Raw genomic sequence first — 18,058 nt, forward strand, 5'->3', positions numbered from 1 at the left:
GCCTGGCGCGGCGCCGGTCGGCCCGCCGGGGTCTTGTGGCCCGCGGGCAGCGGGCGGCTGTGGCCGCCGGTGCGGCGGTCGGTCGACGGGATGGCGCGGCGGATCAGCTTCTCGATGTCGCGCAGGAACGGCATCTCCTCCGCATCGCAGAACGAGATGGCGATGCCGTCCGCCCCGGCCCGCGCGGTGCGGCCGATGCGGTGCACGTAGCTCTCCGGGATGTTCGGGAGGTCGTAGTTGACGACGTGGGAGATGCCCTCGACGTCGATGCCGCGCGCCGCGATGTCGGTCGCGATCAGGATGCGCACCTCGCCGGTGCGGAACGCCGCCAGCACGCGCTCGCGCTGGTTCTGCGACTTGTTGCCGTGGATCGCCTCGGCGTCGATGCCGCTCTTGGCGAGGCTGCGGACGACCTTGTCGGCGCCGTGCTTGGTGCGGGTGAAGACGAGGCAGCGGTCGAGCGTCTCGCTCTTCAGGATCTCGGCCAGGATCGTCGGCTTGGCGGCCTTGTCGACATGAACGATGCGCTGGTCGATGCGATCGACCGTGGAGGCCGCCGGCGTCACGGCGACGCGGGCCGGATCGCGCAGCATCAGCGAGGCAAGCTCGGCGATCGCCTGCGGCATGGTGGCCGAGAAGAACAGCGTCTGGCGGTCCTTCGGCAGCTTCGACACGATCTTCCGAATGTCGTGGATGAAGCCCATGTCGAGCATGCGGTCGGCTTCGTCGAGCACCAGCACGTCGACCTTGTCGAGCTTCAACGCATTGCTGTGCACGAGGTCGAGGAGCCGGCCGGGCGTGGCGACGAGGACGTCGAGGCCGTTCAGCATGGCCCGCACCTGGCGGCCCATCGAGACGCCGCCGATGGCGAGGTCCGAGCTGATCTGCATATGGCGGCCGTAGGCCCGGAAGCTGTCGAGGATCTGGCCGGACAGCTCACGGGTCGGGCTCAGCACCAGCACCCGGCAGCTCTTGCGCACGGGCGGTTTGCGGTCGGTGAAGAGGCGATGGAGGATCGGCAGCGCGAAGGCGGCGGTCTTGCCGGTGCCCGTCTGGGCGATCCCGACCACGTCGCGTCCGGCGAGGACGAGCGGCACCGTTTGGGCCTGGATCGGGGTGGGGGTGATGTATTGTTCGTCTACGAGCGCACGAGCGATGGGCTCGGCGAGTCCAAATCCTTGGAAGGAGTTCAAAGGGTGGCTTTCTGTTCTACTATAGGGCCCGGGCGCAGCCGTAGCGCGCCGCGTGCAGCGGATGAACGGGACATCCCGCGTGGTCTGGGCTGCCTTCGGGTGGCGGATCGGGCCGAAACCGTTATTGGATTCGTTCACGCGGCCCAGGGGGGACCAACCGGGGGTCGGTCATCCGCTCGCGACTTATATGGCCCAATTCGCTTCATGTTTCAAGCCGGATAGCGCTGGCGGCGTGTACCCTGGTACCGAAACGACCTTGGGGGGCGCGCGGGCGCCCCGTTCAAGCCGCTGGTCCGGCTGACAATTAATTGAATTTCCGAATTCGTCCGCGGTTCGTTCCGCTCGCCACCATCTCGCCGCGGGCCGGCGGGCGTCCGAACCGCGCCCACCAGCACCCGCGCCGGCCGAAGACGGGGCCGCCCCGAAAGCGCCCCGCAACCGCCATGCGTCACGCCGGCTCGACCTGCGGCAGGGCGTCGAGCGAGGCCTGGAGGGCGGCGGCGTCGTAGTCGCGGTCCTCCAGCTTACCGGCCGCATAGTCCATGTAGGCCTGCATGTCGAAATGGCCGTGACCCGACAGATTGAACAGGATGGTGCGCGGCTTGCCCTCGGCCTTGGCGGCGAGCGCCTCGTCGATGGCGGCCCGCACCGCGTGGGTCGACTCCGGCGCCGGGACGATGCCTTCGCTGCGGGCGAACAGGAGCCCGGCCTCGAAGCACGGGTTCTGATAAACGGCGCGCGCCTCGACCAGCCCGAGCTCCTTGGCGTGGCTGACCAGCGGCGACATGCCGTGATAGCGCAGGCCGCCGGCGTGGAAGCCGGGCGGCACGAAAGCCGAGCCGAGCGTGTGCATCTTCATCAGCGGGGTGAGGTGCGCGATGTCGCCGAAATCGTAGGCGTAGGTGCCGCGGGTCAGCGTCGGGCAGGCCGCCGGCTCGACGGCGACGACGCGCACGTCCTTCCCCTCGCGCAGCTTCTTGCCGAGGAACGGGAACGCGATGCCGGCGAAGTTGGAGCCGCCGCCGGCGCAGCCGATCACCACGTCGGGCCAGAAGCCCGCCATCTCCATCTGCTCGATCGCCTCGATGCCGATCACGGTCTGGTGCAGCGCCACGTGGTTGAGCACGCTGCCGAGCGCGTAATTGGTGTCGGCGTTCTGGGCCGCGACCTCGACCGCCTCCGAGATGGCGATGCCGAGGCTGCCGGGCGAGTCCGGATGCTCCGCCAGCACGGCGCGGCCGGCGGCCGTCTCGGTCGACGGGCTGGGGATGCAGGTCGCTCCGTAGGTCTCCATCAGGGCTCGCCGATAGGGCTTCTGCTGGTAGCTGACCCGGACCATGTAGACCTTCACCTCGAGGCCGAAGATCGAGCCCGCGAAGGCGAGCGAGGAGCCCCATTGGCCGGCGCCGGTCTCGGTCGACAGCTTCCGGATGCCGGCCTCGCGGTTGTAGAAGGCCTGTGCCACCGCGGTGTTCGGCTTGTGGCTGCCGGCCGGGCTGACGCCCTCGTATTTGTAGAAGATGCGGGCCGGGGTATCGAGCGCGCGCTCGAGCCGCACGGCGCGGTGCAGCGGCGCCGGCCGCCACAGCTTGTAGATCTCGCGCACCGGCTCCGGGATCTCGATCTCGCGCTCGGTCGTCACTTCCTGCCTGATCAGCTCCATCGGGAAGATGGCGGCGAGATCGTCGGGGCCGATCGGCTTGCCCGTGCCGGGATGCAGGACGGGCGGCAGCGGCACCGGCAGGTCGGCTGCGATGTTGTACCAGGCCCGCGGAATGCGGTTCTCGGGCAGCAGAAACTTGTAGGTGTCGGTCATCGTCGGTCTTTCATTATCTCGACTTTTATCTGATCCGGCTGGAGCCTTCGTCCGTCATTCCGGAAGCCGACCGCAGGTCGGCTATCCGGAATCCATAACCCCTGCGTGTGAGTATGGATTCCGGGCTCGCCGCTGCGCGGCGCCCCGGAATGACCGGATCGATGGCCGGTCTCTCGTAGAAAGCGCGATGCTCACCGCGACGGCTTCTTCCAGATGTCGCGCTCCTGCATCAGGGCGACCTGCTTGTCGATCACGTCGCGCTTGTACTCGGCGTGCTTGCCGGGAATCTTGTCCATGTACATGTTCTTCGGATAGACGGGCTTCTCGTAGATGATCTGGGCGAGCTCGGTGCGCACGTCCTTGAGCCAGTTGGTCACCTGCGAGCTCTCGCGGTGGTGGCGCAGCGCCTCGATGTTGACGACGCCGGACACGAAGGTCGAGCCGTTGGTGTCGCGCTGCTTGCCGACGATCTGGCCGCGATAGTCGACGATCATCGACTGGCCGCCGCCGGCATCGATGCCGACCTTGCCCTCGGGATGCAGGTGGTAGCTGCCGATGTTCGGCGCCACGATGTACATGTTGTTTTCCAGCGCCCGCGCGCGGTTGGTGATCTCGAAGAAGTCGTTCTCGGTGAACGGGGCGGGCAGCGACGCCCGGTAGACCACCTCGGCGCCGTTCATGGCGAGCCCGCGGCCGTTCTCCGGATAGCTGCCCTCCATCGCCATCATGATGCCGAGCCGGCCGATCTTGGTGTCGGCCACGGGCCAGAAGGCGTCGAGCGTGCGGCCGTATTTCTCGATCCACCAGTCGTAAATGTCGTGCGGCGACACCGAGCGCTCGACCGGCAGCAGGGCGCCGAGCTTGTAGTGCTGCAGGATGACGGCGCCGTCCGGATCGACGATGAAGCCGATGTTGAAGAAACGGTCCTTCCAGTCGGGATGCCGCGCCTTGGCCTGCGCCATGATGTAGACGTTCCACTCCCGCGCGAGCTTGCCGATCTCGTCGGTCTCGGGGCCCGGAATGTCGATGCAGCAGGTGTTGGCGAAGTCGGCGTGGTCGACGTCCAGCACCTCGTCGTTGAAGCCCATCAGGGCGCCCTCGGGAATGGCGAGGAGGCGCACGGGAATATCGAGGTTGGACAGCCAGAAGGCGGCCTTGGTCAGGCTCTTCAGGTGGTCGATGTTGTTCTTGATGTCGTCGCGGCGGCGAATGCCCCAGAATGTCGGGATCAGCCCGACCGCATTATACGGCTCGATCATGCAATAGTCCCCCTCCGGCCCCGCGCGGGCCGGGTCGATGCTCCGGGCCGGAAACTGCGCTTTTCCAATCCCGGGTGCAAGACGAGGGACCTTACGAACGGCCGATCCTCCGTCGGCGCCTGCATTTTTTGCTTGAATGGCGCGCTTCGGGACGGCTTATCTCGCGGTCTGACTGCACCCCCCACGGATTTCGGGTTCTCGGAGGAGTAGTTGCGATGACCAAAACCGTTTCCATGCTCGCCACCGCGGCGGCCGCGCTGGCGCTCGCCGCGTCGGGCGCCCAGGCACAAGAGAAGCTCAAGGTGGGCCTGATCGCCACCCTGTCGGGTCCGCCGGCCGTGCTCGGCCAGCAGATCCGCAACGGCTTCCAGCTCGCCGTGAAGCAGAAGGGCGGCAAGCTCGGCGGCCGCGAGGTCGAGGTGCTGGTCCAGGACGACGAGCTCAAGCCCGACATCGCGGTCGGCAAGGTCAAGGCCATGGTCGAGCGCGACAAGGTCGACTTCGTGGTCGGGCCGGTGTTCTCGAACATCCTGCAGGCGATCGTGAAGCCGGTCACCGAGGGCGGGACGATCCTGATCAGCCCGAACGCCGGCACCTCGAACTATGCCGGGCGGGACTGCAACCCCAATTTGTTCATCACGTCCTACCAGAACGACCAGATGCACGAGATCTCGGGCAAGTATGCCCAGGACTCCGGCATGAAGACCGCCTTCATCATGGCGCCAAACTACCAAGCCGGAAAGGATTCGCTGGCCGGCTTCAAGCGGTATTTCAAAGGCGAGATCCTCGATGAGGTCTACGTGCCGCTCAACCAGCTCGACTATTCGGCCGAGCTGTCGAAAATCGCCGCCGCGAAACCCCAGGTCGTCTTCGTGTTTCTTCCCGGTGGCATGGGCGTCAACTTCGTGAAGCAGTACCGCCAGGCCGGCCTCGCCGACACCATCCCGGTCTACTCGACCTTCACGGTGGACGAGTCGACCCTGCCGGCCCAGCAGGACGCCGCGCTCGGCTTCTTTGCCGGCTCCAACTGGGCCCCGAACCTCGACAACCCGCAAAACAAGGCCTTCGTCGCCGCCTACGAGCAGGAGTTCGGCGCCGTGCCGGCGACCTATGCGTTCCAGGCCTACGACGCGGCCCTGTTGATCGACAGCGCGCTCACCGCGACCAAGGGCGACACCAAGGACCGCGACGCCCTGCGGGCCGCGCTGAAGAAGGCCGACTTCGTCTCGCTGCGCGGCAGCTTCAAGTACAACACCAACAACTATCCGATCCAGGACTTCTACCTGACCAAGGTCGCCAAGCGGCCGGACGGCAAGTACCAGACCGAGATCGTCAGGAAGGTGTTCGACGACTACGCCGACCCCTACGTCAAGGACTGCAAGATGAAGTGAGGCGAAGGCCTTGCTCCCACCCTCCCCTGGGTTTCGCGGCTTCGCCGCGACGGGAGGGTCGGGGCGCGCGATAGCGCGCACCGGGGTGGGGTGAAGCCCCGAGCGCCGGCTTCGCCGATCACCCCCGCCCACCGCTCTGCGCTGTCGCGCGGACCGGCGACCTCCCCCTCCAGGGGGAGGTGAAAAGGCGCCTCGCACGATCCGAATAATCCATGTCCACCACGCTCCTGATCGTCCAGATCCTCAACGGGCTGCAGCTCGGCGTGCTGCTGTTCCTGATCGCCGCCGGGCTGACGCTGGTGTTCGGGGTGATGGACTTCATCAATCTGGCGCACGGCGTGCAATACATGCTGGGCGCCTATCTGGCGGTCGCCTTCTACGGGCTGACCGGCAGCTTTTTCGCGGCGCTCGTGCTGGCGCTTGCGGCGGCGCTGGTCTTCGGCCTGCTGCTCGAGGTCTTGGTGTTCCGCCATCTCTACGGGCGCGACCACCTCGACCACGTGATCGCGACCTTCGGCATCATCCTGTTCCTCAACAGCGCCGTGAAGCTCGTCTGGGGCGCGGCGCCGCTGTCGCTGCCGGTGCCCGAGGCGCTGTCCGGCTCGGTGGCGCTGGCGCCGGGGCTCCTCTACCCGGTGTGGCGGCTGGTGATCATCGGCAGCGGCCTCGCCGTCGCGCTGCTGCTCTATGTGCTGGTCTCGCGCACCCGCATCGGCATGCTGGTGCGAGCCGGGGCCACCAATGCCGAGATGGTCGGTGCGCTCGGCGTCGACATCCGGCGGCTGTTCTCGCTGGTGTTCGGCTTCGGCGCCATGCTGGCCGGCTTCGCCGGCATCATGATCGCTCCCATTCTCTCGGTCGAGCCCGGCATGGGCGACACCATCCTGATCCTCGCCTTCGTGGTGATCGTGATCGGCGGCATCGGCTCGATCCGCGGCGCCTTCGTGGCGGCCCTGCTGATCGGCCTCGTCGACACGCTCGGCCGCTCGTTCTCGGTCGACATTCTGCGCCTGTTCATGGCGTCGTCGACGGCCCGCACGGTCGGGCCGGCGCTCGCCTCCATGCTGATCTATCTGCTGATGGCCGTGGTCCTGTATGTGCGGCCGACCGGGCTGTTCCCGGCCAAGGGCCGCTGAGATGAAAGCGCCGTCGGCGTCCCCGTCCGCACCGGTGACCTCGCCACCCCGGTCACGTCTCCGCAGCCTGGCGCTGCCGGCCCTGCTGTTCGTCGCGCTGGCGATCCTGCCGCTCGCGGCGCTCGCCGCATCGGCCGGCTACGTGCTCGACCTGTTCACCAGGGTGATGATCTTCTCGGTCGCCGCCCTTTCGGTCGATCTGCTGATCGGCTATGCGGCGCTGGTGACGTTCGGGCAGGCGGCCTTTGTCGGGATCGGCGCCTATGCGGTCGGGATTCTCTCCTCGCACGGCATCACCGACGCGCTCGTCGCGCTGCCGGTGGCGATGACCGCCGCGGGCCTGTTCGCGCTCTTGACCGGCATCGTCTGCCTGCGCACCAAGGGCGTCTACTTCATCATGATCACGCTCGCCTTCGGCCAGATGGCGTTCTTCACGGCGAGCTCGCTCGCCCCCTATGGCGGCGACGACGGCCTGACGCTGGCGGACCGCAACACGCTCGCCGGACTGGCGCTGTTCGGTCGGCCGCTGGTCTTCTACTATGTCGTCCTCGCCGTGCTGATCGCCAGCTACGCGCTGTGCCGCTCGCTGGTCGCCTCGCGCTTCGGCCGGGTCTTGCGCGGCACCAAAGAGAACGCCTTGCGGATGACCACGCTGGGCTTCCGGGTCTACCGCTTCCAGCTCGTCGCCTATGTGATCGCCGGCATGCTGAGCGGGCTCGCCGGCTTCCTGCTCGCCAACGCGACCGAGTTCGTCAGCCCCGCCTACATGTCCTGGCAGCGCTCCGGCGAGCTGATCATCATGGTGCTGCTCGGCGGCATCGGCACGCTGCACGGCGCGATCGTCGGCGCCGCGGCGTTCCTGCTGCTGGAGGAGTGGCTGGCCGGTTTCACCGAGCACTGGAAGATGATTTTTGGGCCGCTGCTGGTGCTGGTCGTGGTGTTCGTGCGTGGCGGCCTGATCGGCATCGCGGCCGCGCTCGGCCGTGCCGTTGCCCGGAGGTTCGGCCGTGGCTGAGCCGGTGCTCGCTCTCAGAGACGTGCGCAAGCAGTTCGGCGGCCTGGTGGTCAGCGACAACGTCACGTTTTCGGTGGCGCCCGGCGAGCTGCATGCCATCATCGGCCCGAACGGGGCCGGCAAGACGACGCTGATCAACCAGATCTCGGGCGTGCTCATGCCCGACTCGGGCACGATCCTGTTCGGCGGCCGCGACATCACCCGTCTCGGGCCGCCCGAGCGCGCCCGGCTCGGGCTCGCCCGCTCGTTCCAGATCACCTCGGTGCTGCCCGGCTTCTCGGCGCTGGAGAACGTCGCGCTCGCCGTGCAGGCGCGCTCCGGCTCGAGCTTCCGCTTCTTCGGGGACGCTGCCGGCGAGACGGCCCTGAACGAGCCGGCGCTCGCCGCGCTCGCCGAGGTCGGTCTCGCCGACCGCGCCGAAGTCCCGGCCGGCCATCTCGCCCACGGCGAGAAGCGGGCGCTCGAGCTGGCGATGGCGCTGGTCACCGAGCCGAAGCTCTTGCTGCTCGACGAGCCGATGGCCGGCACCGGCCGCGAGGAGACGGCGCGGCTGATCGGCGTGCTGCGCCGCCTCAAGGGCCGCTTCGCCATGATGCTGGTCGAGCACGACATGACCGCCGTGTTCGCGCTCGCCGACCGCATCTCGGTGCTGATCTACGGCCGGATCATGATCAGCGGGACGCCCGACGAGGTGCGCGAGGATCCGCAGGTGGTCGCTGCGTATCTCGGCGACGAGCTGGAGTGACGGCGCGATGAGGGAGCGCCATTCACCGTCATTCCGGGGCGCGAACCGCAGGTTCGCGAGCCCGGAATCCATAGCCCCGGCGCCGGTGGCTCACGACAGACAGGGCGTATGGGTCCCGGGCTCGGCGCTGTCGCGCCGCCCCGGGACGACCGGAGAAGGCCCATGCTGACGATCGAGAACCTGCAGGCGGGATACGGGGAGACCCCGGTGCTGTTCGACATCGGCTTCGCCATCGGGACCGGCGAGGTGGTGACCCTGCTGGGCCGCAACGGCATGGGCAAGACCACCACGATCCGGGCCCTGATGGGGCTGGTGCGGCCGACCGGCGGCACGCTGGTGTTCGACGGCCGAGCGCTGACCGGCCTGCCGTCCTACCGGATCGCCCAGCTCGGCCTCGGGCTGGTGCCGGAGGGCCGGCAGGTGTTTCCGACTCTCACGGTGCGCGAGAACCTGGTGGCGACCGCCGCGGCCCGCTTCGGCGAGCGTTGGACGCTCGACCGGGTCTACGCGTTCTTCCCGCGGCTCGCCGAGCGGCGTGGCCATCTCGGCAGCCAGCTCTCCGGCGGCGAGCAGCAGATGCTGGCGATCGGCCGCGCGCTGATGACCAATCCCAAGCTCCTGATCCTGGACGAGGCGACCGAGGGGCTGGCGCCGCTGATCCGCGCCGAGATCTGGGCGTGCCTCAAGCGCCTGAGGGGCGAGGGCCAGGCCATCCTGCTGGTCGACAAGCACCTCGATGCGATGACCAAGCTCGCCGACCGCCATGTCGTGCTGGAGAAGGGCCATGTGGTGTGGTCGGGCTCGTCGGCGGCGCTTGCCGCCGACCCGACCGTGCGCCAGCGCTGGCTGCAGGTGTGATCCGCGTGGCCCGGGTGTCTGCCGCAGGTGCGAACAATGCTGTATGGTCGTCGGGCGGCGGTGCTGCTCCTCCGCGGACGAGGCTATGGAAGCGACCCTGAGCAAGAGCATTTCGCCGAAGCGGCCCACCGGCCCCCGCGACCCGGTGCGCACCCGCGCCGCCATCCTCGACGCCGCCACCGAGGAGTTCAACGGCAAGGGCCTCAACGGCGCCCGCGTCGACACGATCGCCAAGCGGTCGGGCGTCAACAAGCGGATGATCTATCACTATTTCGGCGGCAAGGAGGGTCTCTATCTCGCCGTCCTGGAGGAGACCTATTCGGCGATCCGGCAGGCCGAGGGCGACCTCCATCTCGGCGACCGCGATCCGATCGAGGCGATCCGCGAATTGGTGCGCTTCACCTGGCGCTACTTCATCCAGCACCCGGAATTCTTGAGCCTGCTCGGCACCGAGAATCTGCACCGCGCCCGCTATCTCCGCCAGTCCGCGCGCATCCGCGACCTGCACTTCCCCTTGGTCGCGACGCTGTCGCATCAGCTCGATCGTGGCGCCGCCATAGGGCTGATCCGGCCCGGCATCGACCCCGTGCAGCTCTACATCACCATCGCGTCGTTGGGGTTCTTCTACCTGTCCAACCGCTACACGCTCGCCACCATCTTCGGCCGCAGCATGGACGATCCCGACAGCCTCGATGCCCGCGGCCGACATATCGAGGCGGTCGTTCTGTCCTACCTGAAGCCGTGAGGGCCACGGTCTCGCCGTGACGCTCCAGAATTCTGCCGGCAGCCCTGCGATTGCCGAACATTTCCGCCGGCGCGGGAACGTGCGGGCTTGGGACGCCGGCTGCCTTTAGGGGCTGCTGCCCTACATCCGCAACAGCCGCTTGGCGTTGCCGCCGAGGATCTTCTGCTTGTCGGCCTCGCACAGCGGCACGCCCGCCATCCAGTCGACCGCGGGGCGGTTGTCGACGAAGGGCCAGTCCACGGCGAACAGGATGCGCTCGACCCCGAGCTCCATCACGCAGCACATCAGGGCCGGCGTGGAGAAAAAGCCGCTCGTCGTCACCGAGATGTTGTGGCTGAAGATCTCGCGGAAGGCGATGCGCTTCTGGCCCGGCCGGGCGAGCGAGCTCTCGATCCGCCACAGCAGGAACGGCAGCGTCTCGCCGAGATGGCCGAGGACGACCTGCAGGCCCGGATAGGCGTCGAACGCGCCGCTCAGGATCAGCCGTAGCGCCGTCGTCGCGGTTTCCACCGTGAATCCCCAGGCGGGCCGCACGACGGTCGGGAAGTCGGCCGCGTAGTCGTCGTAATAGGCCGACGTCACGGCCGGATGCGGCAGCGATGGATGCAGGTAGATCGGCACGCCGAGCAGCGCGGCGCGCTCGTAGATCGGCCAGAACCGCTTGTCGTCGAGGAAGACGCCGTGCGCCATGCCGTGCAGCATGGCCCCCTTGAAGCCGAGCTTCTCGACGCAGCGCTCGAGCTCGTCGGCGGCGGCGACCGGATCGGCGGTCGGCAGCGCCGCAAAGCCGGCGAAGCGGCCGGGGTGGGCGTGGATCGCCGCGTGCAGGCGGTCGTTGACACGTCGGGTCAGCGTCACGGCGACGTCGGCCCCCATCTTCTGGGCCGAGGGCGCGCCGTGCGAGAGCACCTGGATGTCGATGCCGGCGGCGTCCATCTCGGCGATCCGCCGCGCCCCGAGCTCGCCGAGCTTGTCGGCCAGCGGGCCGGGCCGTGCCGCCTCCGATCCGGTGAACAGCGCCGCCATCTCGGCGTCCCAGTAGTGCTCCTCGACGGCGATCACCGGATACGGCTTGTCCGACATGCGTGGGTTTGTCCTTTGGTCGGTGGGGTCGGCGCCGCGGCGGGGAAACGTCCGCCGCGGCGTCGGCGATGTGGGCTCAGCGCACCGTCTTGCGGGCGATCACCAGATTGTCGAACACCAGGTTCGACGACCAGATCCAGCGGGCGCCCTCGAACAGCTCGGGATAGCGCGTGTAGGCCGGCAGCGCCGTCACGCCGATGTCCGTGTCGGTGTACTCGTAGGCACGCGGCCACTTGGAATCGTCGAACGCCTTGCCCTGCCAGCCGTCCGGAATCTTGTAGTGGACGGCGTAGCAGGAGTCGGCGCAGGGCGGCTTCTTGGCGACCGGGTGGACGCGGCCGAGCTTGGTGGTGTCGTGCACGTTGCCCATCTCCACCACCTCGTCGGGCGTGTTGAGCGGGGCGATGTAGAAGGTCTGCGCCTTCCAGGTCGAGTCCGTCACGGTGCCGTCGGAGAAGCGGGCGATCAGCCCGCCGTCGCCGGGATGGCGCGGATTGCCGCCGAACAGCTCCATGCCGATGCCGAGCTGCTCGTCCCAGTCGACCAGCAGAAACGCCATCGTGTAGGGCTTCTTGACCTTGAACTTCACGATGGCGGAGTTGAACGGCGTGTACGGCGTGTGGTCGACCGCGATCAGCTTGCCGTTGACGTAGAGTTCGAAATAATTGTCGGCGACCACATAGCCGGTGACGACCTCGCCGTCGGGATCGACCTCGACGGCCGGCACCTTGGAGGCGTCGACATCCTTGGCGGTCGCCGGCGTCACCTGGGTGCACTCGTTATAGAGGTCGGCGGCGATCGGTCCCTTCCCGTACTGGACCTCGGCCGGCACCGTGATCACGGTGCCGTCGGTCGCCGTGATGGTTCCGACCGCGCTGACCCGGTGATTCGAGACCGTCACGGGACATTTGTAGAAATTCTCGACCGTCACCTTGGCCAGCCCCTGGGTGATCATCCGGCCGCCGGGCGCCGGCCCGGCCGCCGCCGGGGCGGCAGCCGACGGCGCTGGCGCCGACGGGGCAGGGGCGGGTGCGGGGGACGACTGGGCGTGCGCCGCGGTCGCCGCGGCGCCGGCGACCGCGAGCGCCAGGCCGGTGGTGCGGACGCAATTCGGGATTCGGGTGGTCATGCGTTTCTCTCCCCAGAGACGAATTTTTTGTTTGAAGGGCATTGCGGGTCGGACGCGGCGATTGTGCATGGCCGGACCGCGGGCGCAACGGGAATACCGCCGGACAGGAACGTGGGGCCGCGAATCGCAGGGACCTCGAGAGGAGGGAAGGGGAGCGGCCGCGCGTGAGCGGCAGGCCGACGGTCGTGGCGCGTCCGATCCGCCGCGGCGCGTCCGCAGCCCGGCGCAGAAACCGTTATCCCATTCCAGGAATTCAGAGACTCAGGAAATTGGTGGAGCCAAGGGGAGTCGAACCCCTGACCTCTTGAATGCCATTCAAGCGCTCTCCCAACTGAGCTATGGCCCCACACGCGGCACGGTCTTGGGACTCCGTGCCGGACGTTCTCTAGGCTTTGCGACCGTCCGGTTCAAGGCCCGGCGCGATCAGGCCCGCCCTGAAACCACACTTTGCGGACGATCTCAAGTCTCCTCCTCGTCCTCGATGTCGCCACCGAGGATTTCCGCCACGTCGGTGTCCTCTTCCTCGTCCTCGGCGATGAAGGCGGCGTCGTCCAGGCTCTCGTCGATCTCGACATCGTCCTCGACGTCGGCGATATCCTCGCCGCCCGCGGTCTTCTTGCCGCCCGAGGCCTCCGCATCGGCCTCCTCGAGCGAGACGAACTCGGCTTCGTTGGTCTCGGGCAGCTCAGCTTCCTGCACCACATGCCGGCTCGCCGCCGCCTCGGAGCGGCCGCCGCGCGGCGCCACGGGAACCACGACCTCGTACACGGTGCCGCATTTCGGGCAGGTGATCGGATCCTTGGCGAGGTCGTAGAACTTTGCGCCACAGGAGGCGCAGAGACGTTTCGTACCGAGCTCGGGTTTTGCCACGGTCGGAAATCCTTGCAGCATCGTTCGGAAAAACGGACCATCCCCTTGGCGACTTGCTGGTCCGGTGTCAATAGCGTCGGCACAGGCGGCCGGCGTCCAATTCGATTGGCGCGGGGCCGTCTCGGGGACATCACCGCCATCCCGGCACAGCGCGCCATATGGGGCGGTGCCGGGCCGAGTGGAAGAGGTCGCCTAAGATTCCGATGGGCGCCGGCGCTGATCCCCGATAAGGACATCCCCGTTTTCGAACCGGTTCTTCCGCGAACGGGGCACTGCCATGTCGTCGACCGCCGGACACGTCATGCCGCTGACCGCCCGCGGCGCCCGCCCGCTCGCCGGGCGTATCCGCGTGCCGGGCGACAAGTCGATCTCGCACCGGGCCCTGATTCTGGGGGCCCTGGCGGTCGGTCGCACCACCGTGATGGGGCTCCTCGAGGGCGAGGACGTGCTCGCCACCGCGCAGGCGATGCGGCTGCTCGGTGCCACCGTGACGCGCACCGGCCCGGGCGCCTGGACCGTCGAGGGGGTCGGGGTCGGCGGCTTCGCGGCGCCGCCCGAGACGCTCGACTTCGGCAATTCCGGCACGGGCTGCCGGCTGGTGATGGGCGCGGTCGCCGGCGCGCCCGTGACAGCCATGTTCGACGGCGACGCCTCGCTGCGGCGGCGGCCGATGCGGCGCATCCTCGAGCCGCTGCTGCGCATGGGCGCGACGGTCGTGCAGGCCGTCGAGGGCGACCGCCTGCCCGTGATGCTCGCCGGCGCCCGCGATCCGATCCCGATCGAGTACGCGACGCCGGTGCCGTCCGCCCAGGTGAAGTCCGCCGTGCTGCTCGCCGGCCTCTCGGCACCCGGCCATACGGTCGTGGTGGAGACCGAAGCCACCCGCGACCACACGGAAAAAATGCTGGCGCATTTCGGGGCCGACGTGACCGTCGTGCAGGAGGGGCCGCACGGCCGCCGCATCACCCTGGTCGGCCGGCCGGAGCTGCGCGCCGCGTCCGTGGTGGTGCCGTCCGACCCGTCCTCGGCGGCCTTCCCGCTGGTCGCCGCTCTGCTGGTGCCTGGTTCGGATGTTTTTCTGGCAAACGTGATGACCAATCCGTTGCGCACCGGCCTGATCGCCACGCTGCGCGAGATGGGCGCGCGAATCGAGGAGGTCGGGGCCCGCCAGGACGGCGGCGAGGCGATGGCGGATCTGCGGGTACGCGCCTCCGCGCTCTCCGGCGTCGAGGTGCCGCCGGACCGCGCGCCCGCCATGATCGACGAGTACCCGGTGCTGGCGGTCGCTGCGGCGTTTGCCCGCGGCACGACGGTGATGCGCGGCCTGAAGGAGCTGCGGGTGAAGGAATCGGACCGGCTCGCCGCCACGGCCGACCTTTTGCGCGCCAACGGCGTCGCGGTGGACATCCAGGGCGACGACATGATCGTCGAGGGGCAGGGCGCGGGACGCGGATTGCCGCCGGGCGGCGGCCTCGTCGCCACCCATATGGATCACCGCATCGCCATGTCGGCCCTGGTGATGGGGCTGGCGACCGAAAAGCCGGTCGCAGTCGACGACGCCGCCTTCATCGCGACGAGCTTTCCCGGCTTCGTCGAGACCATGCGGGGGCTCGGCGCCGACATCGGGTAGAGCGGGCCTGTAGCCTGGATGCGCGAAGCGCATCCGGGAAGACCCGGGTTTCGTTGCACTCAACCCGGGCTACGGGTCGCTACACGGCTCACCGCGGCCGGACGCCCGATCGCACCGGCGACGGCACGGCCCGCCCGCCGCCGTTCGGGGACGCGGTCGTGGCCGCATCGCGATAAATATCCGCCCGGGTCGGCGGCAGGCCGGCGGGGCCGCGGCGGCGCTTGGAGGCAAGCGTCTGGTAGAGGCCGACCGTGTTGCGCTCGAAGGCGATGGCGCAGGCGGCGAGGTACGCGATCCACATCCGAGTCTTGACGGCGCCGACCTCGGCCACCGCGGCCGCCTCGTTGGCGAGCAGGCGGTCGTGCCACAGCCGGCAGGTCCGCCAGTAGTGCTCGCGGAGCTGCTCGACGTCGTGCACCTCGAAGCCGTGCCGCTCCAGCATCGTCACGGTGTTGCCGATGTGGTCGAGCTCGCCGCCCGGGAAGATGTACTTGGTCAGCAGCGCGAACTCGGGCCGCTTGCGGCGGAAGGTCTTGTCGTCGCGCTTGGCCGGCCTTGTGATGGCGTGATGCAGGAACAGCCCGCCCGGCGCCAGCACGCGCTGCACCGTGTCGTAATAGGTCGGGTAGTTGTCGATCCCGATATGCTCCTGGATGCCGATCGCCGCGACCTTGTCGTACTGCCCGTCGACCGTCGAATAGTCGCGCAGCTCGATCTTGACGCGATCCTCGAGCCCGAGGCGGCGCGCCTTCTCCTGGCCCCAGGCGACCTGCTGCTCGGACAGGGTGACGCCGTGCGCCGTGACGCCGTAGTGCTGCGCCGCATAGCACGACAGCGCCCCCCAGCCGCAGCCGACGTCGAGCAGCCGGTCCCCCGGCTTCAGCCGCAGCTTGCGGCAGATGTGCTCCAGCTTGTCGCGCTGGATGGTGTCGACGTCGTTGTCCCAGTCGGTGCAGTAGCCGCAGGTGTAGACCATCTCGCGGTCGAGCCAGAGCGCGTAGAAGGCGTTCGACACGTCGTAGTGATAGGCGATGTTCTGCTTGTTCTCGGACGGGGCGCCGCTGCTCGGCCGTTCGCTCGGCTGTGCCTCCAGCGGCCATGGGCCGCCGCGCGACACGAACAGGAATTTCGCCGCGGTCCTGAGCGTCAATGGCTTGTCGAGGGTCTTGAGAAAATCCTTGGTGCGCACCCGCGGGCGTTGCTTCACCAGGTCGAAGATGGTGCCGTCGACCAGCGCGATGCGCCCCGCCGCCCACAGATTGGCCAGCGTGTCGAGCTTCGGCCGCCGGATCAGCGCGGCGATCACGCCCTCGTCGGCGAGGGCGACCGCCAGCGCGCCGTCGGGATAGTCGGCCGGCACCCGCGAGCCGTCCCACAGCCGGAAGCCCAGGTCGATGGCGAGCCGCTCGCGCGCATGGGCGAGGAGCTGCTTGAGGCTGTCGAGGCGTCGCTGGGCTGCGTCCATGAAGGTTCTCCCCGCGTGCCCGGCCGCTGCGGCCGGGGCGCCGGGGATATTGCAGAAGTCCGCCCGTCATGGAATAGGCTGCCGCCCCGAACCGGCCGTCAGGCCGACACGCAGCGAAGCACATGATCATCGCCATCGACGGGCCGGCGGCCTCCGGCAAGGGCACGCTCGGCAAGCGCCTCGCGGCCCATTACGGGCTCCGCCATCTCGACACCGGCCTTCTCTACCGGGCGGTCGCCCATGCCGTGATGTCGGCCGGCCATCCGCCGCAGGATCGCGTCCGCGCCGCCGCGGCGGCGATGGCCATCGACCCGGCCGGCTTCGACGAGGCCGCGCTCAAGAGTCAGGCGGTCGGCGAGGGCTCGTCGATCGTCTCGGCGTTTCCGGAGGTGCGGGCGGCGCTGTTCAACCTGCAGCAGGAGTTCGCCGCGGTGCCGCCCGGCGCCGTGCTGGACGGGCGCGACATCGGCACGGTGATCTGCCCGCATGCCGACGTGAAGATCTTCGTCACGGCCTCGCCGGAGGCGCGGGCGCACCGCCGCTGGCTGGAGTTTTCGGGCCGCGGCGTGACCGTCGACGAGGCCGAGGTGCTCGAAGACATCCGGCGGCGCGACGAGCGCGATTCCGGCCGGGCGGTGGCGCCGCTGGTGGCGGCCGTGGACGCCCATGTGCTCGACACCACGGAGCTGGACGTGGAGGGCTCGGTCGCCGCCGCCATCGCCATCGTCGAGGCGAAGCGGACCCCGTAGCCCGGATGCGCCCAGCGCATCCGGGAAAGATCCCGGGTCTCGTTGCACTCGACCCGGGCTACGAGGGCCGCGGCCCGCGCCTACTCCACCTCTTCGGTGATCACCGTGAATCCGGCGAGATCCGCCCGTCCGAACGAGGTCGAGAGCGCGACGTCGGTGGCGTCGCGGCCGCGCGCCATCAGGATGCGGCCGATCCGCGGGGCGTTGTGGCGGGCGTCGAACGTGTACCAGCGGCCGCCCAGATACGCCTCGAACCACGCGGAAAAATCCATCGGCTGCGGGTCCGGCGGCACGCCGATGTCGCCCAGATAGCCGGTGCAGTAGCGCGCCGGGATGTTCATGCAGCGGCAGAACGTGATGGCGAGATGGGCGAAGTCGCGGCAGACGCCGCGCTGCTCGGCATTGCCCTCGGCCGCCGTGCGGGTGGCGCGCGCATGCGAGTAGCCGAAGGTGAGGTGATCGTTGACGTAGTCGCAGATCGCCTGGACCCGGCCCCAGCCCAGCGGTGCGGTGCCGAAGCGCGACCACGCTTCCTCGGCTAGGTGCTCGGTGTCGCAATAGCGGCTGCCGAGCAGATAGACGAGCGTGTCGGCAGGGAGGTCCTGGACGGGGATTTGCGGCGCAGAGGGCGCGACCTCGTCGGGGTCGCCCGAGTCGCGCACGACGAAATCGGCCGTCATCCGCACCCGTCCGGCCGGCGCCGTGATGCGGGTGCAGACATTGCCGAACTGGTCGAAATAGGTCCGCGGGGCGAGCGGCGGTTCGAACGTCATGCCCTGCGGGCCGAGCAGGTCGCCCTCGCGCGATGGATGCACCGAGAGCATGAGGATCATCGGGGTCGGCTGCGGGCAGTCGAAGGCGATGTCGTAGCCGGCACGGATTTTCACGCGGTGCGGTCTCCGGTTTCGGGGGTCGTCGCGGTCGTCCAACCGAGGAAAAGCAAGCCGGATGCCAATCCCTGGACACCGCCGAAG

16 protein-coding genes and 1 tRNA gene are annotated in these 18,058 nt (G+C 68.7%); 8 read left to right on the forward strand and 9 right to left on the reverse strand.

Annotated elements, in window-relative coordinates; all coding sequences use genetic code 11:
• From HXX10_RS17750 to HXX10_RS17760, 3 genes are all read right to left on the reverse strand, one after another.
• Nucleotides 1-1,193: DEAD/DEAH box helicase (locus tag HXX10_RS17750; protein WP_296524129.1), on the reverse strand; the 1,193-nt coding region annotated here is incomplete at its 3' end.
• Between the two features lie 448 nt (nt 1,194-1,641).
• The gene (locus HXX10_RS17755; protein ID WP_296524130.1) at nt 1,642-3,009 is read right to left on the reverse strand and encodes a TrpB-like pyridoxal phosphate-dependent enzyme; all 1,368 of its coding nucleotides are present in this window, start codon (nt 3,007-3,009) and stop codon (nt 1,642-1,644) included.
• Nucleotides 3,010-3,200: 191 nt separating this feature from the next.
• Nucleotides 3,201-4,268, reverse strand: coding sequence for a nitrilase-related carbon-nitrogen hydrolase (locus HXX10_RS17760; RefSeq protein ID WP_296524131.1), 1,068 nt, complete (start codon nt 4,266-4,268; stop codon nt 3,201-3,203).
• A 233-nt stretch (nt 4,269-4,501) separates the two neighbouring features.
• Between HXX10_RS17760 and HXX10_RS17765 the strand changes: the two genes are divergently transcribed.
• The 6 genes from HXX10_RS17765 to HXX10_RS17790 all read left to right on the forward strand — a co-directional run bounded on the left by HXX10_RS17765 (nt 4,502) and on the right by HXX10_RS17790 (nt 10,158).
• Nucleotides 4,502-5,659 carry an ABC transporter substrate-binding protein gene (locus HXX10_RS17765; RefSeq protein ID WP_296524206.1) on the forward strand — a complete coding sequence of 386 codons (1,158 nt, stop codon included), beginning with the start codon at nt 4,502-4,504 and terminating at the stop codon, nt 5,657-5,659.
• Between the two features lie 212 nt (nt 5,660-5,871).
• Complete coding sequence (locus HXX10_RS17770; RefSeq protein WP_296524132.1) at nt 5,872-6,795, forward strand: branched-chain amino acid ABC transporter permease; 924 nt, start codon at nt 5,872-5,874, stop codon at nt 6,793-6,795.
• A 34-nt stretch (nt 6,796-6,829) separates the two neighbouring features.
• Nucleotides 6,830-7,810, forward strand: coding sequence for a branched-chain amino acid ABC transporter permease (locus HXX10_RS17775; RefSeq protein WP_296524133.1), 981 nt, complete (start codon nt 6,830-6,832; stop codon nt 7,808-7,810).
• Nucleotides 7,803-8,555 (forward strand): ABC transporter ATP-binding protein, encoded by a 753-nt coding sequence (locus tag HXX10_RS17780; protein WP_296524134.1) that lies wholly within the window; start codon nt 7,803-7,805, stop codon nt 8,553-8,555. The genes HXX10_RS17775 and HXX10_RS17780 overlap by 8 nt, the downstream gene beginning before the upstream one ends.
• 162 nt (nt 8,556-8,717) lie before the next feature.
• Nucleotides 8,718-9,413, forward strand: coding sequence for an ABC transporter ATP-binding protein (locus HXX10_RS17785; protein ID WP_296524135.1), 696 nt, complete (start codon nt 8,718-8,720; stop codon nt 9,411-9,413).
• Between the two features lie 85 nt (nt 9,414-9,498).
• A complete protein-coding gene (locus HXX10_RS17790; RefSeq protein WP_296524136.1) occupies nt 9,499-10,158 on the forward strand; it encodes a TetR/AcrR family transcriptional regulator in 660 nt (219 codons plus the stop codon).
• Between the two features lie 120 nt (nt 10,159-10,278).
• On the opposite strand, the gene HXX10_RS17795 is transcribed toward HXX10_RS17790, so the two are convergent.
• The 4 genes from HXX10_RS17795 to HXX10_RS17810 form a co-directional block, all read right to left on the reverse strand.
• Nucleotides 10,279-11,241 (reverse strand): amidohydrolase family protein, encoded by a 963-nt coding sequence (locus HXX10_RS17795; protein ID WP_296524137.1) that lies wholly within the window; start codon nt 11,239-11,241, stop codon nt 10,279-10,281.
• Nucleotides 11,242-11,317: 76 nt separating this feature from the next.
• A complete protein-coding gene (locus HXX10_RS17800) occupies nt 11,318-12,370 on the reverse strand; it encodes a hypothetical protein (RefSeq protein ID WP_296524138.1) in 1,053 nt (350 codons plus the stop codon).
• Nucleotides 12,371-12,640: 270 nt separating this feature from the next.
• Nucleotides 12,641-12,716 (reverse strand) — tRNA-Ala (locus tag HXX10_RS17805).
• A 113-nt stretch (nt 12,717-12,829) separates the two neighbouring features.
• A complete protein-coding gene (locus HXX10_RS17810; RefSeq protein ID WP_296524139.1) occupies nt 12,830-13,240 on the reverse strand; it encodes a TIGR02300 family protein in 411 nt (136 codons plus the stop codon).
• Nucleotides 13,241-13,541: 301 nt separating this feature from the next.
• Here HXX10_RS17810 and aroA point away from each other — a divergent pair, with 301 nt between their 5' ends.
• The gene (gene aroA, locus HXX10_RS17815; protein WP_296524140.1) at nt 13,542-14,870 is read left to right on the forward strand and encodes a 3-phosphoshikimate 1-carboxyvinyltransferase; all 1,329 of its coding nucleotides are present in this window, start codon (nt 13,542-13,544) and stop codon (nt 14,868-14,870) included.
• Between the two features lie 88 nt (nt 14,871-14,958).
• Here aroA and HXX10_RS17820 read toward each other — a convergent pair whose 3' ends face one another.
• The gene (locus HXX10_RS17820) at nt 14,959-16,335 is read right to left on the reverse strand and encodes a cyclopropane-fatty-acyl-phospholipid synthase family protein (RefSeq protein ID WP_296524141.1); all 1,377 of its coding nucleotides are present in this window, start codon (nt 16,333-16,335) and stop codon (nt 14,959-14,961) included.
• Nucleotides 16,336-16,457: 122 nt separating this feature from the next.
• Between HXX10_RS17820 and cmk the strand changes: the two genes are divergently transcribed.
• Nucleotides 16,458-17,084 carry a (d)CMP kinase gene (cmk, locus tag HXX10_RS17825; RefSeq protein WP_296524142.1) on the forward strand — a complete coding sequence of 209 codons (627 nt, stop codon included), beginning with the start codon at nt 16,458-16,460 and terminating at the stop codon, nt 17,082-17,084.
• 80 nt (nt 17,085-17,164) lie between these two features.
• Here cmk and HXX10_RS17830 read toward each other — a convergent pair whose 3' ends face one another.
• The gene (locus HXX10_RS17830; RefSeq protein ID WP_296524143.1) at nt 17,165-17,971 is read right to left on the reverse strand and encodes a transglutaminase family protein; all 807 of its coding nucleotides are present in this window, start codon (nt 17,969-17,971) and stop codon (nt 17,165-17,167) included.
• Between the last annotated feature and the right edge of the window lie 87 nt (nt 17,972-18,058).

The sequence above is a fragment of the Rhodoplanes sp. genome (assembly GCF_013377085.1).
Lineage (GTDB): Bacteria > Pseudomonadota > Alphaproteobacteria > Rhizobiales > Xanthobacteraceae > Rhodoplanes.